The sequence below is a fragment of the Bhargavaea sp. GQ12 genome, assembly GCF_059758705.1.
In genome coordinates, this window is sequence record NZ_JCAXEU010000015.1 from 42,419 (window position 1) to 60,606 (window position 18,188).

Sequence of the window (18,188 nt, forward strand, 5' to 3'; positions counted from 1 at the left end):
TTAAAAATCTTCAGGGTGAAGTAATTTCTACCTCTTTCACATACACAGCTTTTCCTGTGATTTGAACTTCTAATGCTTCCTGGTTTTTTAAGACATGAACGCCAACTCTACCATCTTTACCGATTTCCTGGCCCTGCTCTATAGCGAGATCCAGTTGACCGGTGAATCCCGGTTGGATGAACTTGGCATAGTAAGCACCCATGACTGCTGAAGCGGTGCCTGTAACTGCATCTTCCACCGTTCCGGCATCAGGGGAGCTGAAATGCCGGCCGTGCATGTCTGCGGCCGGTTCGTGGGTTTCTAGGCAAAACGGATGGATGGAGGCACGCGGCACTTCCTGCAGGACTTCAGGAAACCGCTGATTATCCGGCTGCATTTCCTGGAATTTTGAAAGATGTTTTACCGGAACGAGAAGAGTCCAGCTTCCTGTGCTTCCATATAGGATCGGCAAAGTCGGATGGAGATCGGATTCCACCAATCCTATTGAATGCATCAGTTCTTCTTTTGAGCCTTTGTATTCGATGAACTTCGGCGATGCCTGTTTCATCGTGATGGACCATTCACCGTTTTGGTTTTTTGTAACTTTTATAGGCAGAATGCCTGCCTTCGTCTCAATCATCAGTTTCTCTTTTTTACCCAGTTCACCTGTGCTGGCCAGAGCGAAAATCGTCGCCATGGTGGCGTGGCCGCAAAGATCCGTTTCATAACCGGGTGTGAAAAAACGGACCTTCCAGTCAGCCAGATCCGAATCCAATAAAAAAGCCGTCTCATTGTATCCTGCTTTAGCAGTGATTTGCTGCATATCGAAGTCGGACAGACCTTCACTATTCAAAACAACTCCAGCGGGGTTTCCCATATCTGGCTCCGTGCTGAAAGCATCATATTGGTAAACCGTGACTGTTTTCATTTTCTATCCCCTGCCTCATACTTATAAAACGCTCCGTTTAATCATTTATTAAACTGAAATGTTCCGGTCCAGATTAATTCCGAAATACTGTCTCAGAACTGTCGCATAGTAGTGTTAGTCTCTGTTCATAATGCCACGCTGCAATTCAATCATTTCCTCGGCCAGTTTACCGATTCTCTCCATTATTCGCTTATCCATAATTTCATCTGTCTCGGGATCGAAGTTGTCATTCAATATAAAGACATTGTCTGTGGGGATGAGGCCTTTGAAATACGACAGGATAGAACCGAGATGATATTCCAGTACCAGAAAATGTTTTTCCGTCAATCCTGTTGCAACCATGCCTGTCACCTTATTCCTGAATGCATGTTCCGGCAAGTGATCGAACAGGTTCTTCAAGGCTCCCGTGAGCGATGCCTGATAGATGGGGGTTCCGAAAACAAGAAAGTCGGCAGATTGGATTTTCTTAACGACATTCCAGGTGTCTTCATTATAAGCTGCCAGGGGAAGCCCTGCCGCGAACTCTATTTCATAATCCCTCAAGTCTATTAATTCAATTTCTATGCGAGGATCTATGTGACGAGCTGCAGCCAGAACACTGCCTACAGCAACTGATGTTTTATCTCCCGCAAGCGCTCCGGAAACACCGACTAGTTTCATAGATAAATTTTCTCCTTCCATACTAAGCTGTTTAGATTTCACTTTACTGGATTTAAGAGAAGATTGTCCGGTTTGGGATTAGGATGTTTATTTATCGGAATATTAACTCTATAAACCGCTTTTCAAGGTATAATGGAATCCATGCTATCAAACGAGAGGAGATGAACAAAATGAATTTCATCCCTTATTTACAGCTGAATGGGAACGCCAAAGAAGCTATCGGGTTTTATGAAAAGGTATTTGATGCAGAGAACTTGGGCGTCTTGACGTTTGGCGATATGCCTGTTTCTCCGGAGTCTCCTTTCCCTGAAAACGCAAAAGATCTGGTTGCACATGGCGCGATCAAGGTCGGTGAGTCAATGATCATGTTGTCAGATACATTCCCGGGCCAGCCGGCCGAAGAGGGAAATATGGTGATCATTTGTATTACGTTTGACGATGCTGACAGAGCCCATCAGGTATTTGAAGCGCTGCAGGATGGCGGACAGGTTGAGATGCCAATATCGGATACAGGTTTTAGCCCTGCCTTCGGTGTCATCAAAGATAAATTCGGAGTAACTTTTCAGTTTTATACAGAAGGATACCAAGGATAAACCTGCATCATGGAGTATCGGCTTTGTCTTCTGACAAAGCCGAATTTTCATGGCTCCTCCCGATTGATCCTCGCCAAAATTACGTCAGCTGCCGCTGAGGCGCCGCCGGCATTCCTGAACTGCTCTGAGATCTTTGCAGCATTCCTTAGAAATTGGGAATCCTCTAAGACCTGATTGACAGCTTCTCTGATTGTCTGTGGCCTGTCGTTTTTAAGGATGATCCCTGCTCCCAGTTCAGCGACGCGCTGTGCAGCCAATTTCTGTTCACTGTGTGTCGGGTACAGGACCATCGGGACTCCCTGATACAGACTTTCACTGACACTGTTCATCCCGCTGTGGGTTATGAAGACGTCTGCCTGTCCGAGAACCGCTATCTGATCGACTGTATTCTTGATACGTATGTTGTCAGGGACCGTTCCAAATTGTCCGATGTCGGTTTTTTCTCCGACCGACATGACCACCTCGCCATTACTGCCGGCCAAAGCGCTGATGCAATTTTTATGGAAATGGGCGTTGTTCAGAACTGTTCCTAGCGAGACATACACCAAGGTGCCGGACTTCTCTTTCTCCACGGTATTTTGGCCTTTGCCCGATATAGAAGGGCCGACAAACGCGAACCGATCGGAAAATGTCTCGGCAAGCGGCTGGAATTCCCTTGTGGTGAACACGATCGTCTCCGTATCATTGTCATTCCCGATCAGAGATGTAAAGCTGTCCACTTCGTAACCGGCTTGTTGCAGTTCTTTGATTTTCCCGCGTATCCGTCCCATTCCGATGATCATTTTTAGCGTTTCCTTAAATCCCGGCTTCATCAGCTTAGCCGTATGCTGATTAAATGCGAAAGTGGTCGTCGAGCAGATATAGGGAATCTCCAGCTTTTGGGCATACAGCTTCCCCCATACACTCATCGAATCCGACACGATACAGTCCGGCCTGGCGGATGAGAGTTCCTTAAGCACTTTCTCCTGCATCGCAAGTGTCGTGTCCACGGTCATTTCAATGAGCGCAGCAAAGTCCTTGCCGGCTTTTTTGCTGATTTCCTTATCCGTCGCCTGAGGAAGAAATTGATCACACCCGATAAACTTGGCACCGGCTGCTATGATTTTCTCCCGGAACTCCCTGAACGAGTAATACCAGACCTCATGTCCCCTCTCCGTAAGCTCCCTTACGACCGGCAGGGTCGGATTCGTATGGCCGTGTGCCGGCAATGAGAAGAAAACGATTCTGCTCATCTCATTCCCCTCCTTCCGGCTCGGCATTCCGGATCATTTCCGCAAAGTCGAGCAATGTATCACGCTTCATCAGAGCAATCCCCATGGAGCTGTCGTCACCCAGAACCACCAACTGGTCCCCTTCACGGATTCCGAACCTCTCCAGCGCCTTTTTAGGAACATTCACCTGTCCGTCTTGACCAACCTTGGCCACACCAAAAAAGTGCTTCCCTCGAGGCGCCATCCGGTTCGCTTCCGCTTCGGTCAGATCTCCCGACAGTTGGTCAAGTGAAACCTGAAAATGATCCGCAAGCACCCGGCATCTGTACAGGTCCGGAAGCGACTCCCCCGACTCCCATTTAGCGATTGTCTGCCTGGATACCCCCAGCCGCTCCGCCAAAAATTCCTGGCTCTGCTTGTTCCGCTTCCTTAACACACGAATATTGGTGCCGATCATCCCGCTCAACTCCTTTGGTTCCACTTTACCCTAAAGAAATGTTAATGACTATCAACCAACTAATACAGTTATCATTAATATTCGTGGCAATTAAAACAGCAAAATGCGTGTCCCGCTGCTCTGGTTAATTTAGATAACTAAAGAATTCCTGCGATTAACCTGCTTAGGTTCGTCTGCAAATTCAACAGAGGCATCATCATACAGTTGACCATCCCTGAGCAACGCGAAATCACCAATCAGAAAAATGCTGTCACGCCGTTCCCTATTCAAAATGAAAGATCAGGCATCCCTGCGTGAACGCAGAATGCCTGATCTTTGTCATCTTATTGATGTTCCAGATAGCCGGCTTTCCTTGAGCCGGCCGACAAATTGTTCAAATATAAACACCGTATCCAAAGGACCGGGATGCCCTTCCGGATGAAACTGGACGGCCAGAACCGGTTTCTTCTTATGCAGCAGGCCCTCCACGCTGCCGTCATTCAGATTTCGGAACGACACTTCAAACAAGTCTTTGTCGACCGTCTCTTCCTGCACGACATACCCGTGGTTCTGGGAGGTGATGTAGGATTTTCCTGTCTTCAGATCCTGTACGGGATGGTTTCCCCCGCGATGGCCGAAAAGGAGCTTTGCTGTTTTGGCACCATAAGCCATCGCGATCAGCTGATGGCCAAGACAAATGCCGAGTGTCGGATATGAATCTGTGAGCTTCCGGATCTTTTTCAATTGATCGGCGGCATGTTCCGGATTTCCGGGTCCGTTGCTGATGACGACCCCATCGGGATTCAGACCTCGGATGCCTTGTATGGAGTGATGGTAAGGTACAACGGTCACTTTGCACCGTTGTTCAAGAAGGTAATCCAGTATGGACTTTTTATAGCCATAATCCAGAAGTACCACATGCGGCCCTCTATTCCCGTAGGTCTTCACCTTATTCGTTGTCACCCGATCAAACATTGCGCCATCCTCACCGGCTTGAACCACTGCATCTTTCCGTTCGGAAATGACTCCCCGGACCGTTCCTTTTTTCCGAATGGTCCTGACCAAACTTCTGGTATCTATATCCGTCAGGCAAGGAAGTCGATTTTCCTCCATCATTCCCTGCAGAGAGCCGGTCGCCCGGTGATGATGCAGGTCAGACGACATCTCTCCGGTCACAATTCCCCTCAGATGAGGAGACACACTTTCATCATCTTCCCCGCTGACTCCGTAATTCCCGATCAGCGGATAGGCGAAGACAATGATCTGACCGGCATAGGAAGGGTCTGTAATGATTTCCTGGTAGCCGCTCATGCTCGTATTAAAGACGACTTCGCCTTCTGTTTCTCCCGAAAACTCTCCGGCCAGAAGACCTTCAAATACCTCACCGGTTTCCAAGATCAAATATCCCTGCTTCATCTTCTTCCCCCTCTACACATCCTCAGTATGTAACCCACCGGAGTATCCGGTGGGTTGTTGTCTGCTTGGTAAATCATTATTCTTTCAGAAGCTGGGTATTCAGCAGGTGTCGTGGGAGAACAGAGGTCGAATCATCCCGGTTGAATGCTTCGGGATACCCATAACTGCCATGTTCACTGATATCGAGGCCGGCAAGTTCCTGCTCCTCGGTGACCCGGAGGCCCTTCATGACTGCTTTCATGCCCAGCAGCAAGAGGAAGGATACTACGAATGCATAGCCTGCTGATACCGTAATGCCCATTGCCTGCACTCCCAGTTGTTCCAGACCGCCTCCGTACAGAAGGCCTGCCTGGCCGACAACAGCAAGCTCGGGTGTGGCGAATATACCGGTCGACAAGGTTCCCCATACCCCGGCGATCCCATGCACGGAAAGAGCGAAAATCGGGTCATCAATCCTACGTTTTTCAAAGAAACGGACACTATAGAAAACCATGATTCCTGCAACGGCCCCGATGATGACGGATGCCCATGTTTCAACAAATGCACAGGATGCCGTGATGGCAACCAGGCCGGCAAGTGTACCGTTCAGCATGGTCGGGATATCAGATTTCCCCAGAGCCACCCAGGAAATCAGCAATGCACTGACCGCACCGGCTGCCGCAGCCATCGCCGTATTCATGGCGACGAATGCGAAAAAGCCATCTTCTACCCCAAGGGTGCTCCCCGCATTAAATCCGAACCATCCGATAAAAAGAATGAGTACTCCCAAAGCCGTGTACACCTGATTGTGCCCGCTGAGATTATTGACCGTGCCGTCGCTGTTGTATTTGCCGATCCGCGGTTTCAGGAGGATGGTGGCAGCCAGGGCTGCCATGGCGCCTGTCAGGTGAACAACCGTGGAACCGGCAAAGTCCTGTTTGCCGTGCTCCGCAAGCCAGCCCCCGCCCCAGATCCAGTGTGCGATGACCGGATAGACCAGCACGGAGAACAGGACTGCAAAGACGAGGTAGACAGACAGCTTTGCCCGTTCCGCAAATCCTCCGAACGCGATGGTCAGTGCGATGCCGGCAAAAGCCATCTGAAAGACAAAGAATGCAACGGTGGAATAGGAACTTCCGGCGGTTTCATCACCCGGGTAGAAAAACTCACTCATCCCTATAAAGAAATTTCCGTTGTCTCCGAAGATGAATCCATATCCTACTGCCCAGAAAACGAGTGCAGCGATACCGAATGAAAAGATCGTTTTGCCGGCGATGTGTCCCGCATTTTTCATGCGGGTGGAGCCAGCTTCAAGCAGGATGAACCCTCCCTGCATGAAGATCACCAAAATGGCACCCAGCATGATCCAGACACTGTTCAGATAAAACAAGTCCGCCATATCCATTCCTCCCGTATTCAATTTTTAAATTGCGATGGGGGCTGTCACCCCCCATCGTTCAGCTGTCTACAATGTCAATGCCGTAATGATCGAACCATGTGTGGATCTGAGAAAGATGGGCAATCAGCTGCGGCGCAGTCATCAACTGGCCAAACCAGGGAGTCTTGAAGGAGGCACCGTCGGAATTGAGGATTTCTTCAACCTTCCTTCTTGAAATGATTTCCCATAGCGGAGAAGGCTTCCCAAGAATATCTTGCAGCTTTTCTTTTACAAGCCTCATGTATGCAGGATGATGGGTTTTCGGATACGGACTCTTTTTCCGATAGAGGATGTCTGTCGGAAGGATCCCTTCCATCGCTCTTCTCAGCAGTCCCTTTTCACGGCCATCGAGCATTTTCATATCCCATGGAATATTCCAGGCATATTCGACAATCCGGTGATCGGCAAATGGTACACGGACTTCAAGCCCCGCTCCCATGCTCATCCGGTCTTTTCGCTCCAGCAAGGTCGGCATGAACCAGGTCATATTCAAGTAAAACATTTCCCTCCGCCTAGCTTCTGTCGGATCCTCTCCATCCAATACGGGCACCTCAGCGATTGTCCGATCATAGCGATCCTGAATATATTCCTTCAGTGATAACTTTTTCCGCCAATCTTCCAGCAACAACCCTTCTCTTTCTTCCTGAGATGTCATCCATGGGAACCGACTTTCCTGTAGGAGGTCAGACCTGTGAAACCACGGATACCCTCCGAATATCTCATCAGCGCATTCCCCCGAAAGAGCAACGACATGGTCCTGCCGGATCTGTTCACAAAACCATAGGAGAGATGCATCCACATCAGCCATCCCGGGAAGATCCCTGACCCGTACCGCCCGATCCAGCCAATTGACTAGTGTCTGTTGATCAATCACTTTTGAATGATGGTCTGTACCGATGAAGTCCGACACCTTTTCAATCCACGGCGCATCCTGATCCGGCTGAAAGACACTTGATTTGAAATAATGAAGGTTCTGTTCATAGTCAATGGAATACGAGTTCAGCCTGCCTCTTCCCTCTGAACGGAACTGTTCGGCTGCTACGGCTGAGATGATACTGGAATCCAATCCCCCTGACAGAAATGTACACACCGGAACATCTGCGATGAGCTGACGCCGGATGGCATCTTTTACGAGGAACGAAACTCTATCCAGTGTTTCTGCGAGATCATGGTCATGGTTCCTGCTTTCCACATTCCAGTATCGCCATTTCCGGATACCATGTCTGTCAAAGGTCAGGGCATGCGCAGGCGGGAGTTCATCGATTCCGCGGAAAATTCCATTTCCCGGGCTGCGTGACGGACCCAATCCGAACACTTCCCTTAATCCGTCGCGGTCCACTTGTGCTTTGATTTCCGGATGCTTCAGAATTGCTTTGATTTCGGAAGCAAACATCAGGGAATCGGCACCGGCCCGGTAAAATAACGGTTTAACGCCCAGCCGGTCTCTCGCCAGAAATAGCCGATCCAGCGTTTCGTCCCATATTCCGAAGGCGAAGATTCCGTTCAGCCGCTCCAGGCACTGCTCGCCCCACTCGATATAAGCAGTCAGCAGCACTTCCGTATCGGACCGGGAATGGAACGGATATCCCTTGCCGATCAGTTCATTTCTGATCTCTTCCGTATTGTAGAGCTCACCGTTATAAACAATCCGATAGGTGCGGCCTTGTGATTCTTTGCTCATCGGCTGTGAGCCGCCGTCTGGATCCACGACGGTCAGCCGTGTGTGACCGAGGGCAAGGTGCTTGGAGCACCATATGTTCAAAGCATCCGGCCCGCGTCTTGAAAGTGTTGTCGCCATTGACTTGATCACCGGCTCCTGTTGCCTGAGATCCTGCTGCCAATCTGCCCAACCGGTTATTCCACACATTTGTGCTCACTCTTTCTAAGATGTTTTCACAGGCTGCCGCAGCTCAATATTGAGTCAGATACTGTTCCCGCTCCCAAGGGTGGATCTGGGTGCGGAACATATCCCATTCGATTTCCTTGGACTCCACAAAGTGTTCAAACAAGTGGCTTCCCAGGCCATTGATGATGACTTCATCCTCCTTCAGCAGTTCCAGCGCGTGCGCCAAAGTGGAAGGCAGATCGATGATTCCGTTTTCGCTTCTCTCCTTTCTGGACATGTCGTAGATGTTCTGATCGATCGGGTCAGGGGCCTGCAGTTGATTCTTAACCCCATCCAGCCCGGCGGACAGAAGGACAGCCATCGCCAGATACGGGTTTGCGGACGGATCTACGCTTCTGACTTCGACACGGGTGCTTAGTCCCCGCGATGCCGGAATCCGGATGAGCGGGCTCCGATTTCTTCCGGACCAAGCCACATAGCAAGGCGCTTCGTAGCCCGGGACAAGCCGCTTATAGGAATTTACCGTCGGATTCGTGATGGCCGTGAAACTTGGAGCGTGTTTGAGGATTCCCGCCAAAAAGTGTCGGGCTGTATCGCTCATTTCCATCGCACCTTCCGGGTCATAGAACGCATTTTCTTCCCCTTTGAACAAACTAAGGTTACAATGCATGCCGGATCCGTTGATGCCGAACAGCGGTTTCGGCATGAAGGTCGCCAGGAGACCGTGTTTTCTGGCAATCGTTTTGACGACCAGTTTAAATGTCTGGATATCATCACAGGCTTTTAGTGCGGACTGATACTTGAAGTCGATCTCATGCTGGCCGGGGGCCACTTCATGGTGGGATGCCTCCACTTCGAAGCCCATCTCTTCAAGTTCCAGTACGATATCGCGGCGGCAGTTTTCCCCCAGATCTGTCGGCGCCAGATCGAAATAGCCTCCGCTGTCATTGAGTTCGAGCGTCGGATTCCCGTTTGCATCCAGTTTGAATAGAAAGAACTCCGGTTCAGGCCCAAGATTAAAGTGGGTGAAGCCCAGTTCTTCCATCTCTTTCAGCACACGCTTGAGGTTGGCGCGCGGATCCCCTTCAAAAGGCGTTCCATCGGGATGGGCGATATCACAGATCAGACGGGCAACCTTCCCTTTTTCGGACGTCCACGGAAAGATGACAAACGTGTCCAGGTCCGGGCAAAGGTACATATCGGATTCTTCGATCCGCACAAATCCTTCAATCGAGGAGCCGTCGAACATCATTTTGTTGTCCAGTGCTTTCGGGAGCTGGCTGACCGGTATTTCCACATTTTTGATCGTCCCGAACAGGTCCGTGAACTGCAGGCGGATAAACCGCACATTCTCTTCCTTCACCATTTCCATCACTTGCTGTTTATCCATTTCCCCCAGCTCCTTTTTCTTTTTTAGTTTGAATCAGGCAATGAGTTCCCCTGAGCAGATATAGGCGGCTTCCCCTCTTTTTCTGATGTGCCCCTCTTCGTTCCAGACGATCTCCAGATCACCTCCGGGCAAATGAACGGTGATTGGCTGATAAAGATCAACCAGTCCATTGAGCGACGCCGCGACTACGGCCGCACAGGCGCCTGTGCCGCATGCCATTGTGATGCCGGATCCTCTTTCCCAGACCCGGTACTCGATTTCCCGGGGACCTTTGACTTCCACCCATCCAACATTCACCCGTTCCGGAAACAGGCGGGAATGCTCGATGATCGGCCCGAGGCGCTCCACTTCGGCGGCCTTCACGTCTTCAGTGAAGATGAGGGCATGCGGATTTCCCATTGAAATACAGGTGATGCGCAGTGATTGTTCGCCGAAGGTGTGGAGTTCATCGATGGTCCGAGCATCCGGATCCCCCTGCATGGGAATCGATCCCTTTTGCAGTCCCGGCTTCCCCATATCCACTGTTACGAAGCTGAGGTGATCCTTACCTGTCCGGCCCTTTTCCACTTCCACGCTGACAATCCCGCCCAGTGTCTCGATCGTGAAATTACGCCGGCTGGCATATCCATGATCAAACACATACTTTGCCACACAGCGCAGTCCGTTTCCGCAGTTTTTGGCTTCCGAACCGTCCTCATTGAAGATTCGCATCATAAAATCTGCCTTCTCCGAATTCCCAATCAGGATGATTCCGTCAGAACCGATCCCGTAATTGATTTCTGATACTTTCCTGGACAGTTCGGGATATCGTTCCTCCTCCAGAACATTGCCGGGATCGTCCAACTGACTGAAAATCACATAGTTATTGCCGAGTCCGTGCATTTTGGTGAACTTCAAATTCATCACCTCCTTAAAAGACGAACTTGCAAGATCGAAGCCTGTTTCTGATTTCATCAAGAATCATTTGCTCTTCTTCCGGCCCGTCGGCTTCGAATGTCACCGAAAAGCGCACGTATGGTCCCGAATCGTCCCATGGCACGGTTGAAATCGAGTGCTCCTGGATCAGGTAGTGGCTGAATGTTTCGGCATTCATGAACGTCGGACCATTCTCCACGCCGGCGGGTGCTTTTACATACAGGAAGAAGGACCCTTTAGGCTTAATGGTGTCCAATCCGCTGTCCTGCAGGATGGATGACAATTGGTCGTGCCTCCTCGAGTACTTTTCAGCCGTTCCTATCGTGATTTCCGGGTGGGCCAGTGCATAGGCAGCCGCTTTCTGGATCGGGATGAACTGGCCTGAATCGCAGTTGTCCTTTACCGCCGCAAAGGCAGCGATCAGTTTGGGATTTCCCGCGATAAACCCGATCCGCCATCCGGTCATATTGAACGACTTGGAAAGCGAATGGAGTTCTACCCCGACATCTTTCGCCCCCGGAACTGACAGGAAGCTGAGCGGCTGATTGCCGTCAAAAACCAATGCGGCATAAGCGGCATCATGCACAACGATCAGTTCATGCTCTTTTGCAAAACGGACAACCTCTTCAAAAAATGCGCTGTCGGCCACCGCCCCGGTCGGGTTATTCGGATAGTTCAGGTACAGCAGCTTTGCTTTTTTCAATATCTCTTCCGACAAAGAATGAAGATCCGGCAGAAAACCGTTTTCTTCAAGGAGCGGGAGCTCAACAACTTCTCCTCCGAGATATCGGGTATGGGTGCCGAGGACCGGATAGCCGGGGGTCGTGACAATCGACACATCGCCGGGATTGATCAGCACTTGAGGCAGTATGGCCAGGGCAGATTTTGTCCCGATCACATGATTAATCTCCGTTTCCGGATCGAGGCCGGTCACTCCGAACACTTCTTGCATATAAGCAGCTGCTGCCCGTTTGAATTCCGGTATCCCATTGTCGGCGTAAAACCGGTTTTCCAGCTTTCTGCTCTCGATCATCAGTTCCCTGAGCACACGGTCATCCGCCATGGCATCCGGCTCTCCGACACCCAGGTCGATCAATGCTTTGTCCGGACTTTTCTGCAGTGCTTCCCGCTTGGCCCGCTTGATCTTCTCGAACTTGTAAACCTCATTATCCATCCCGAAACGGGAACCCCCGATCCGTTCGGCAAACCGGTTCTGGATAAAGTCCGCACTCACCATTCTCTTTCCCCCGTCCCGTTCATGATGTTTTTCTTGTGATGTAGTTGTGGCATTCCTCCGCAGCTTCCTTTCCTTCCTGGATCGCCCAGACGATCAGGCTGGCTCCTTTCCGGGCATCTCCGGCTGCAAAAACGCCTTCTTTCTGAGTCTGATAGGTGGTGCCCGTCACTTTGATATTAGATCGCCGATCAGTTGTAATTCCCAGATTTTCCGTCTCGGCTCCTTCGAATCCGATTGCAAGCAGCACCAGCTGGGCAGGCCAGACTTTTTCGGTGCCCGGAACCACTTCCCTGATCTTCTCGCCGCCTTTACCGATGATGGTTTTGATTTCCGCACTTTTCACCCCGGAAACCCGCCTGTGCTGATCGTAAGTGAATTCAAGAGCAGTCGTGGCAAATTCTCTGGGATCCTTCCCAAACTTGGAAATGGCATCTTGCTGACCGGTATCGACCTGATGGATGATCGGGAACTGCGGCCATGGGTTATCGGCCGAGCGTGCCTTGGGGCGGATCGGATAGATATCAAATTGGACCAGGCTTCTGCAGTTCTGGCGAACAGCAGTTGTCACACAATCCGTCGCGGTGTCTCCTCCGCCAATTACAATGACGTCTTGATTTTCCGCGGAGATGTATGCCTGATCCTCAAAGCCGGAGTCCAGGTAGCTTTTTGTATTCAGGTGCAGATAATCCATTGCGTAGTGGATTCCGGCCGATTCTCTTCCGGGAATTTCAAGGTTTCGTGGTCTAGTCGCACCGATACAGAGGACAACGGCATCGTGCTCTTCCTTTAATTGCTCAAGCGAAACCTGTTTACCGATCTCGATGTTTGTAACAAATCGGATGCCTTCCTCCTCCATCAGCCTGATCCTGCGGTCAACCACTTCCTGTTCGATTTTCGTTTTCGGTATCCCGTATGTGAGCAGGCCCCCGATCCGGTCCGCCCGTTCATAGACGGTCACTTGGTGTCCGTGCTGATTCAGGACAGATGCACACGTCAGGCCCGCAGGTCCCGATCCGATCACCGCCACTTTGTTTCCTGTGCGCTTAAGCGGTACTTTCGGGAGAACCCATCCTTCTTCAAATGCTTTGTCGATGATTGCCCTCTCGATGTTCTTGATCATGACCGGCTCATTGGCAAGCGATGCCACACAGCCCCCTTCACACGGTGCCGGACAGGCGCGGCCTGTAAACTCCGGAAACGGGTTGGTGCGGCTGAGCCGCTCGTAAGCCTCTTTCCACCGTCCCCGGTAAACCAGGTCATTCCATTCGGGAATCAGGTTATAAATCGGACAGCCAGTCGTCATCCCTGCCAGTTCACTGCCGTTCTGGCAAAACGGCACCGCGCAATCCATACACCTGGATGCCTGTTCACGCAATATCCGATCAGGCGGCAAAACGGAAATCTCTCTCCAGTCTTTGATTCGTTCATCGGTGTCGCGATAGTTGCCGGCGATTCTCCGGTAATCCATGAAACCTGTTGCGCTTCCCAACGGCCTCACCTCCTGTGTTAGTTCAGACTATATTGCAGTTCCTCACTTAGCCGGGGACTTTCAAGAATCCGTTTATATTCAGTCGGAATCACCCTTACAAACTGCCGGACGTACCGGTTCCAATCATCCAGGATCGACTTGGCAACCGGACTATCCGTATATCGTGCATGCCTTCCGATCTGCCGTTTCAGGAACTTGATCTCCTCATGATCCCGGGGCTGTTCGAGCGTCACCAGTTCATGGTTGCAACGGTTGGCGAAATCCTCGCTGTCCTCCGTCAGGATATAAGCAATCCCCCCCGACATGCCGGCTGCAAAATTATCTCCGACTTCTCCGAGAATGATGGCAGTTCCGCCTGTCATGTATTCACAGCCATGATTACCGGCTCCCTCCACAACGACATGAGCCCCGCTGTTCCTGACACAGAACCTCTCGCCTGCAATTCCACGGATATAGGCTTCGCCGGAAGTGGCGCCATAAAAAGCGGCATTCCCAATGATCACGTTCTGTTCAGCCTGAAATTTTGAAGCGGTTGGAGGATAAATTGCGACCTTGCCTCCCGAAAGCCCTTTTCCGACGTAATCATTGGATTCGCCTTCCAGGGTAAGGGTCATTCCCTTCGGCACAAATGCACCGAAACTTTGGCCGGCGGAACCTTTGAAATGGAATTGGAGAGTCTCCTCCGCAAGGCCGTTTCCTCCGGATTTCCGGGTTACCTCGCTTCCGAGAAGCGTGCCAACCGAGCGGTTGATGTTTCTGATTTCCCTCTCCTGACGAATCGGCTTTCCTTCCTCCAGGAACTGTTGGAAGCCACGAAACAACTCTTTGCTGTCCATGGTCTGATCAATATGATGGTCCTGCTTTACCTTCGGAAGCCGGGTATCCGGCTGATAGTGAAAGATCGGAGACAAGTCCAGTTTCTTCGCTTTCCAATGTTCGGTTTCTGCCTGGCAGAGAAGATCGGTCCTGCCGATCATTTCTTCCATCGTCCTGAATCCGAGCCGTGCCATGTACTCCCTGATTTCCTCGGCGAAAAAGTGCATCAACCGGACAATATCGTCCGCAGTCCCGAGCATGTTTTTCCGAAGTTGTGGGTTTTGTGTGGCTATTCCGACCGGACAGGTATCGAGGTGACAGACCCGCATCATGACGCAACCAAGTGAAACGAGGGGCATTGTGGAAAACCCGTATTCTTCCGCTCCAAGAAGTGCTGCAATAACCACATCACGGCCGCTCATCATCTTTCCGTCCGTTTCAAGGGTGACTTTTTCCCTCAAGCCGTTCAATTTGAGTGTCTGATGGGTTTCGGAGAGTCCGATTTCCCATGGCATGCCCGCATGCTTGATGCTTGAACGGGCGGCGGCACCGGTCCCTCCATCAAAACCGCTGATCATGATCACGTCGGCTTTCGCCTTTGCCACGCCTGCCGCAATCGTTCCGACTCCAGCACCGGAGACAAGCTTCACACTGATTCTCGCCTTCGGATTGGCGTTTTTCAGATCGTGGATCAGTTGCGCCAAATCTTCGATCGAGTAAATATCATGATGTGGAGGCGGCGAAATCAGTTCAATTCCCGGAGTGGCCCCTCTCGTTTTTGCCACTTCAATCGTTACTTTGTGTCCGGCAAGCTGGCCGCCTTCACCGGGCTTTGCCCCCTGCGCCATTTTGATCTGGATCTCTTCGCAGTTCACGAGATATTGGCTGGTCACCCCAAATCGCCCTGAGGCGACCTGCTTCATCTTGCTGCATTTGGAGTCGCCATTTTCCAGAGGAACAAACCGCTCAGGATCTTCTCCTCCTTCGCCGCTGTTGCTCCGGCCTCCGATCCGGTTCATCGCAATGGCGATCGCTTCATGGGCTTCCTTGCTGATCGAACCGTACGACATGGCTCCGGTCTTGAACCTCCTGAAAATAGATTCAACCGGTTCAACTTCCTCAATCGGCACAGGCTCTCCTGACGGTTTGATCTCCATCAGCCCACGGAGTGTCGTCTTCATGCTAAGTTCCTCAGTCAAGAGCCGGCTGTATTCCCGGTAAACCTCATACTCTCCGCTTCGGACAGCCTGCTGAAGCAGATGAATCGTTTTCGGCTGGAACAGGTGAGTTTCACCGCCTGCGCGCCATTGGAAGTCAGATCCGCTTTCAAGAAGCGGTGAGTTCTTCTCCAGCGCCTGTGCGTGCCGAAGCCGGACTTCCTTTTCAAGGTCATCAATCGACAACCCTCCGAGTTTTGAAGGCGTATTCGGGAAGTAGCGGCTGACCACCTCATCGCTCATTCCGATTGCCTCAAATATTTGAGCTCCCATATAGCTGCGCACCGTTGAGATTCCCATCTTGGACATGACTTTCAGTATGCCTTTTGTGATTGATTTCACATAATTACTTATAGCGAGTTCTTCCGAGATCGATTCTTCCGCGTCTGGAAGCGACTCGAAAACCAAGTATGGACAGATCGCATTGGCTCCGTAGCCAAGAAGCGCTGCAAAATGGTGGACTTCCCGCGCTTCACCGGAATCGACTATCAGGCTGGTTTTGTTGCGGATCCCCTTCCTGATCAGATGGTGATGTACAGCGGATACGGCAAGTAATGATGGAATGGCGGCAAATTTTCCGCTGACATCCCGGTCACTGAGGATAATCAGGTTACTTCCTTCTTCGACCACAAGCTCTGCCTGTTCGAGCAGATTATCCAGTGCATCCTCCATTTTTTCCGAAAGCGGAAAAACAGTGGAAAGAACGGCTGATGTTAATGCTGCAGAATTCAATGATTGAATCTTACTCATCCCGACTGGCGCCAGAATGGGTGTCTTGAGAAGAAGATTCTTTCGGTCCATATCCTCTGGACAGAGCAGATTTCCGCTGCTTCCAAGCAGTACCTCCATCGAAGTGACCCGTTCTTCCCTAATGGCATCAATCGGCGGATTGGTTACCTGCGCAAATCTCTGTTTAAAAAAGTTGAACAGAAGCTGCGGCGCATCGGACAGTACCGCTAAAGGAGCATCGTACCCCATTGAAGCGACAGGCTCGGACCCTGATCGGAACATGGGTTTCAGCACTTTCTCCCATTCTTCGTCGGTATATCCGAAAACAGCCTGCTTTTGGAGAAGTTCACTCTTGTGGCGCACTTTTTTAGGGACATCGGTTTCTTTCAAATTTTCCAATGGGACAATCAAATCATCCGCAAGCTTTTTATAGTCTTGCTCTGATGCGATTGATTGTTTGATCTCCTCGTCCTCATAGAGCTTGCCGTTCTCCATGTCCACCAGTATCATCTGGCCGGGCATCAGCCGCTTTTTGGTGAGGATGCAGTCATCAGGAAAGTCCACCACACCCACTTCGGATGAAATACAGACAATGTCATCGGATGAAACAACCAGTCGGGCAGGACGCAGACCGTTGCGGTCCAGACGTGCACCGACTGCTTTCCCATCAGTGAATGCCATGGCAGCCGGGCCATCCCATGGTTCCATGAACAAACTGTGATACTGATAAAAGCCTTTTAGTTGTTTATCCATCCGGGTCTTTTTTTCCCAGGCTTCGGGCATCATCATAAGCATCGCTTTGGGAAGTGACCAACCGGAGAGTACAAGAAATTCCAGAGCATTATCAAACATGGCAGAGTCACTGCCGTCCCTGTCGACGATTGGAAGCAGTTCCTCAGCTTCCTCTCCCAGAATCTCCATGAACTCCGCTTCCCTGGATTCCATCCAGTTCACATTGCCGTTGATGGTATTGATCTCTCCATTGTGCATGGCAAATCTGTACGGCTGAGCACGGTGCCAGCTCGGGAATGTATTCGTGCTGAAACGGTTATGAACCATGGCCATAGCCGACTCGTAAGCCTCATTGCTCAGGTCCTGAAAGTAATCCCGCAGTTGACGCGGGAGCAGCAGGCCTTTATAGATCAAGGTTCTTGAAGAAAAGCTGACCACATAATGGGGCTCGATTTGAGCAGCTTTCAGTTCTTTTTCGATTTTCTTTCTGACCTTGAAGAGATCCCGTTCAAAACGAATATCATCTGGCAGTTCATAAGGCGACTTCACAAACACTTGGCAGATATCCGGTTCGGAATCGACAGCAAGCTGATGCAGGTTTTCTCCACTCGTAGGAACCTCCCGCCAGCCTGCCAACTCAAAATTCGCATCAACGATGATATTGTTAATGATTTCTTCGCATTGATTCCGCAAACTCTTCTCTTTCGGAAGAAAGAACATACCGACTCCGTACTTTCCTTGTTCGAGCACAGGTACTCCCGCTTTTTCCCACTCTGCTCGGAATAATCGGTGAGGAATCTGCGTGAGTATACCTGCACCATCACCGAGCTGGTTGTCGGCACTGCTTCCTCCACGGTGGTCCAGCCGCTCCAGTGCGGTCAAAGCCTGTGTGACAATGGAATGTGACGGTTTTCCCTTAAGATGCGCAAGCACTGCGATTCCGCAGGCATCGTGTTCAAAACGAGGATCATACATCCCTTCGCTGCCTTTCATCCATGAATGATGCATAATTATCCTCCTCCACGAATCATTTTTCGGCTTATTCTTATGTTATTACCTTGAAAAGGAAATGTATTTAGAAGTTTTAGATAAATATTTGCACTTTTTGAACAATAAAATAAGCGAATGATTTTGAATTTTAATCCAAAATCATTCGCTATATTTACATTATAAGTCG

13 protein-coding genes are annotated in these 18,188 nt (G+C 50.6%); 1 reads left to right on the forward strand and 12 read right to left on the reverse strand.

Annotation, left to right across the window (positions count from 1 at the left end; genetic code table 11):
- Positions 1-10 precede the first annotated feature (10 nt).
- Positions 11-907, reverse strand: coding sequence for a PhzF family phenazine biosynthesis protein (locus AC6CHQ_RS12810; protein WP_498081675.1), 897 nt, complete (start codon positions 905-907; stop codon positions 11-13).
- A gap of 114 nt (positions 908-1,021) precedes the next feature.
- Positions 1,022-1,567 carry an NADPH-dependent FMN reductase gene (locus tag AC6CHQ_RS12815; RefSeq protein WP_498081676.1) on the reverse strand — a complete coding sequence of 182 codons (546 nt, stop codon included), beginning with the start codon at positions 1,565-1,567 and terminating at the stop codon, positions 1,022-1,024.
- A 170-nt stretch (positions 1,568-1,737) separates the two neighbouring features.
- Between AC6CHQ_RS12815 and AC6CHQ_RS12820 the strand changes: the two genes are divergently transcribed.
- Positions 1,738-2,160 (forward strand): VOC family protein, encoded by a 423-nt coding sequence (locus AC6CHQ_RS12820; RefSeq protein ID WP_498081677.1) that lies wholly within the window; start codon positions 1,738-1,740, stop codon positions 2,158-2,160.
- A gap of 47 nt (positions 2,161-2,207) precedes the next feature.
- Here AC6CHQ_RS12820 and AC6CHQ_RS12825 read toward each other — a convergent pair whose 3' ends face one another.
- From AC6CHQ_RS12825 to gltB, 10 genes are all read right to left on the reverse strand, one after another.
- Positions 2,208-3,392 carry a macrolide family glycosyltransferase gene (locus tag AC6CHQ_RS12825; protein ID WP_498081678.1) on the reverse strand — a complete coding sequence of 395 codons (1,185 nt, stop codon included), beginning with the start codon at positions 3,390-3,392 and terminating at the stop codon, positions 2,208-2,210.
- Between the two features lies 1 nt (position 3,393).
- Positions 3,394-3,828 carry a helix-turn-helix domain-containing protein gene (locus AC6CHQ_RS12830; protein WP_092051718.1) on the reverse strand — a complete coding sequence of 145 codons (435 nt, stop codon included), beginning with the start codon at positions 3,826-3,828 and terminating at the stop codon, positions 3,394-3,396.
- Positions 3,829-4,146: 318 nt separating this feature from the next.
- On the reverse strand, positions 4,147-5,223 hold the full coding sequence (locus AC6CHQ_RS12835) for a carbamoyl phosphate synthase small subunit (protein ID WP_498081679.1): 1,077 nt from the start codon (positions 5,221-5,223) through the stop codon (positions 4,147-4,149).
- A gap of 76 nt (positions 5,224-5,299) precedes the next feature.
- Positions 5,300-6,601 carry an ammonium transporter gene (locus AC6CHQ_RS12840; RefSeq protein WP_498081680.1) on the reverse strand — a complete coding sequence of 434 codons (1,302 nt, stop codon included), beginning with the start codon at positions 6,599-6,601 and terminating at the stop codon, positions 5,300-5,302.
- A gap of 58 nt (positions 6,602-6,659) precedes the next feature.
- A complete protein-coding gene (asnB, locus tag AC6CHQ_RS12845) occupies positions 6,660-8,507 on the reverse strand; it encodes an asparagine synthase (glutamine-hydrolyzing) (RefSeq protein ID WP_498081681.1) in 1,848 nt (615 codons plus the stop codon).
- A gap of 43 nt (positions 8,508-8,550) precedes the next feature.
- Entirely contained in the window at positions 8,551-9,876 is a 1,326-nt protein-coding gene (glnA, locus tag AC6CHQ_RS12850) for a type I glutamate--ammonia ligase (protein ID WP_498081682.1), read from the reverse strand.
- Positions 9,877-9,909: 33 nt separating this feature from the next.
- Entirely contained in the window at positions 9,910-10,773 is an 864-nt protein-coding gene (gene dapF, locus AC6CHQ_RS12855) for a diaminopimelate epimerase (protein ID WP_498081683.1), read from the reverse strand.
- Between the two features lie 13 nt (positions 10,774-10,786).
- On the reverse strand, positions 10,787-12,028 hold the full coding sequence (locus AC6CHQ_RS12860) for an LL-diaminopimelate aminotransferase (RefSeq protein WP_498081684.1): 1,242 nt from the start codon (positions 12,026-12,028) through the stop codon (positions 10,787-10,789).
- A gap of 19 nt (positions 12,029-12,047) precedes the next feature.
- A complete protein-coding gene (locus AC6CHQ_RS12865; protein ID WP_498081685.1) occupies positions 12,048-13,517 on the reverse strand; it encodes a glutamate synthase subunit beta in 1,470 nt (489 codons plus the stop codon).
- A gap of 17 nt (positions 13,518-13,534) precedes the next feature.
- On the reverse strand, positions 13,535-18,019 hold the full coding sequence (gltB, locus tag AC6CHQ_RS12870) for a glutamate synthase large subunit (protein ID WP_498081686.1): 4,485 nt from the start codon (positions 18,017-18,019) through the stop codon (positions 13,535-13,537).
- Positions 18,020-18,188 lie beyond the last annotated feature (169 nt).

What these genes read in the sequence shown, in the direction of transcription:
- gltB (WP_498081686.1), bottom strand. Translation starts at nt 18,019, where the DNA reads ATGCATCATTCATGGATGAAAGGCAGCGAAGGGATGTATGATCCTCGT.
- AC6CHQ_RS12840 (WP_498081680.1), bottom strand. Translation starts at nt 6,601, where the DNA reads ATGGCGGACTTGTTTTATCTGAACAGTGTCTGGATCATGCTGGGTGCC.
- AC6CHQ_RS12860 (WP_498081684.1), bottom strand. Translation starts at nt 12,028, where the DNA reads ATGGTGAGTGCGGACTTTATCCAGAACCGGTTTGCCGAACGGATCGGG.
- glnA (WP_498081682.1), bottom strand. Translation starts at nt 9,876, where the DNA reads ATGGATAAACAGCAAGTGATGGAAATGGTGAAGGAAGAGAATGTGCGG.
- AC6CHQ_RS12835 (WP_498081679.1), bottom strand. Translation starts at nt 5,223, where the DNA reads ATGAAGCAGGGATATTTGATCTTGGAAACCGGTGAGGTATTTGAAGGT.
- AC6CHQ_RS12815 (WP_498081676.1), bottom strand. Translation starts at nt 1,567, where the DNA reads ATGAAACTAGTCGGTGTTTCCGGAGCGCTTGCGGGAGATAAAACATCA.
- AC6CHQ_RS12810 (WP_498081675.1), bottom strand. Translation starts at nt 907, where the DNA reads ATGAAAACAGTCACGGTTTACCAATATGATGCTTTCAGCACGGAGCCA.
- AC6CHQ_RS12820 (WP_498081677.1), top strand. Translation starts at nt 1,738, where the DNA reads ATGAATTTCATCCCTTATTTACAGCTGAATGGGAACGCCAAAGAAGCT.
- AC6CHQ_RS12830 (WP_092051718.1), bottom strand. Translation starts at nt 3,828, where the DNA reads ATGATCGGCACCAATATTCGTGTGTTAAGGAAGCGGAACAAGCAGAGC.
- AC6CHQ_RS12825 (WP_498081678.1), bottom strand. Translation starts at nt 3,392, where the DNA reads ATGAGCAGAATCGTTTTCTTCTCATTGCCGGCACACGGCCATACGAAT.
- asnB (WP_498081681.1), bottom strand. Translation starts at nt 8,507, where the DNA reads ATGTGTGGAATAACCGGTTGGGCAGATTGGCAGCAGGATCTCAGGCAA.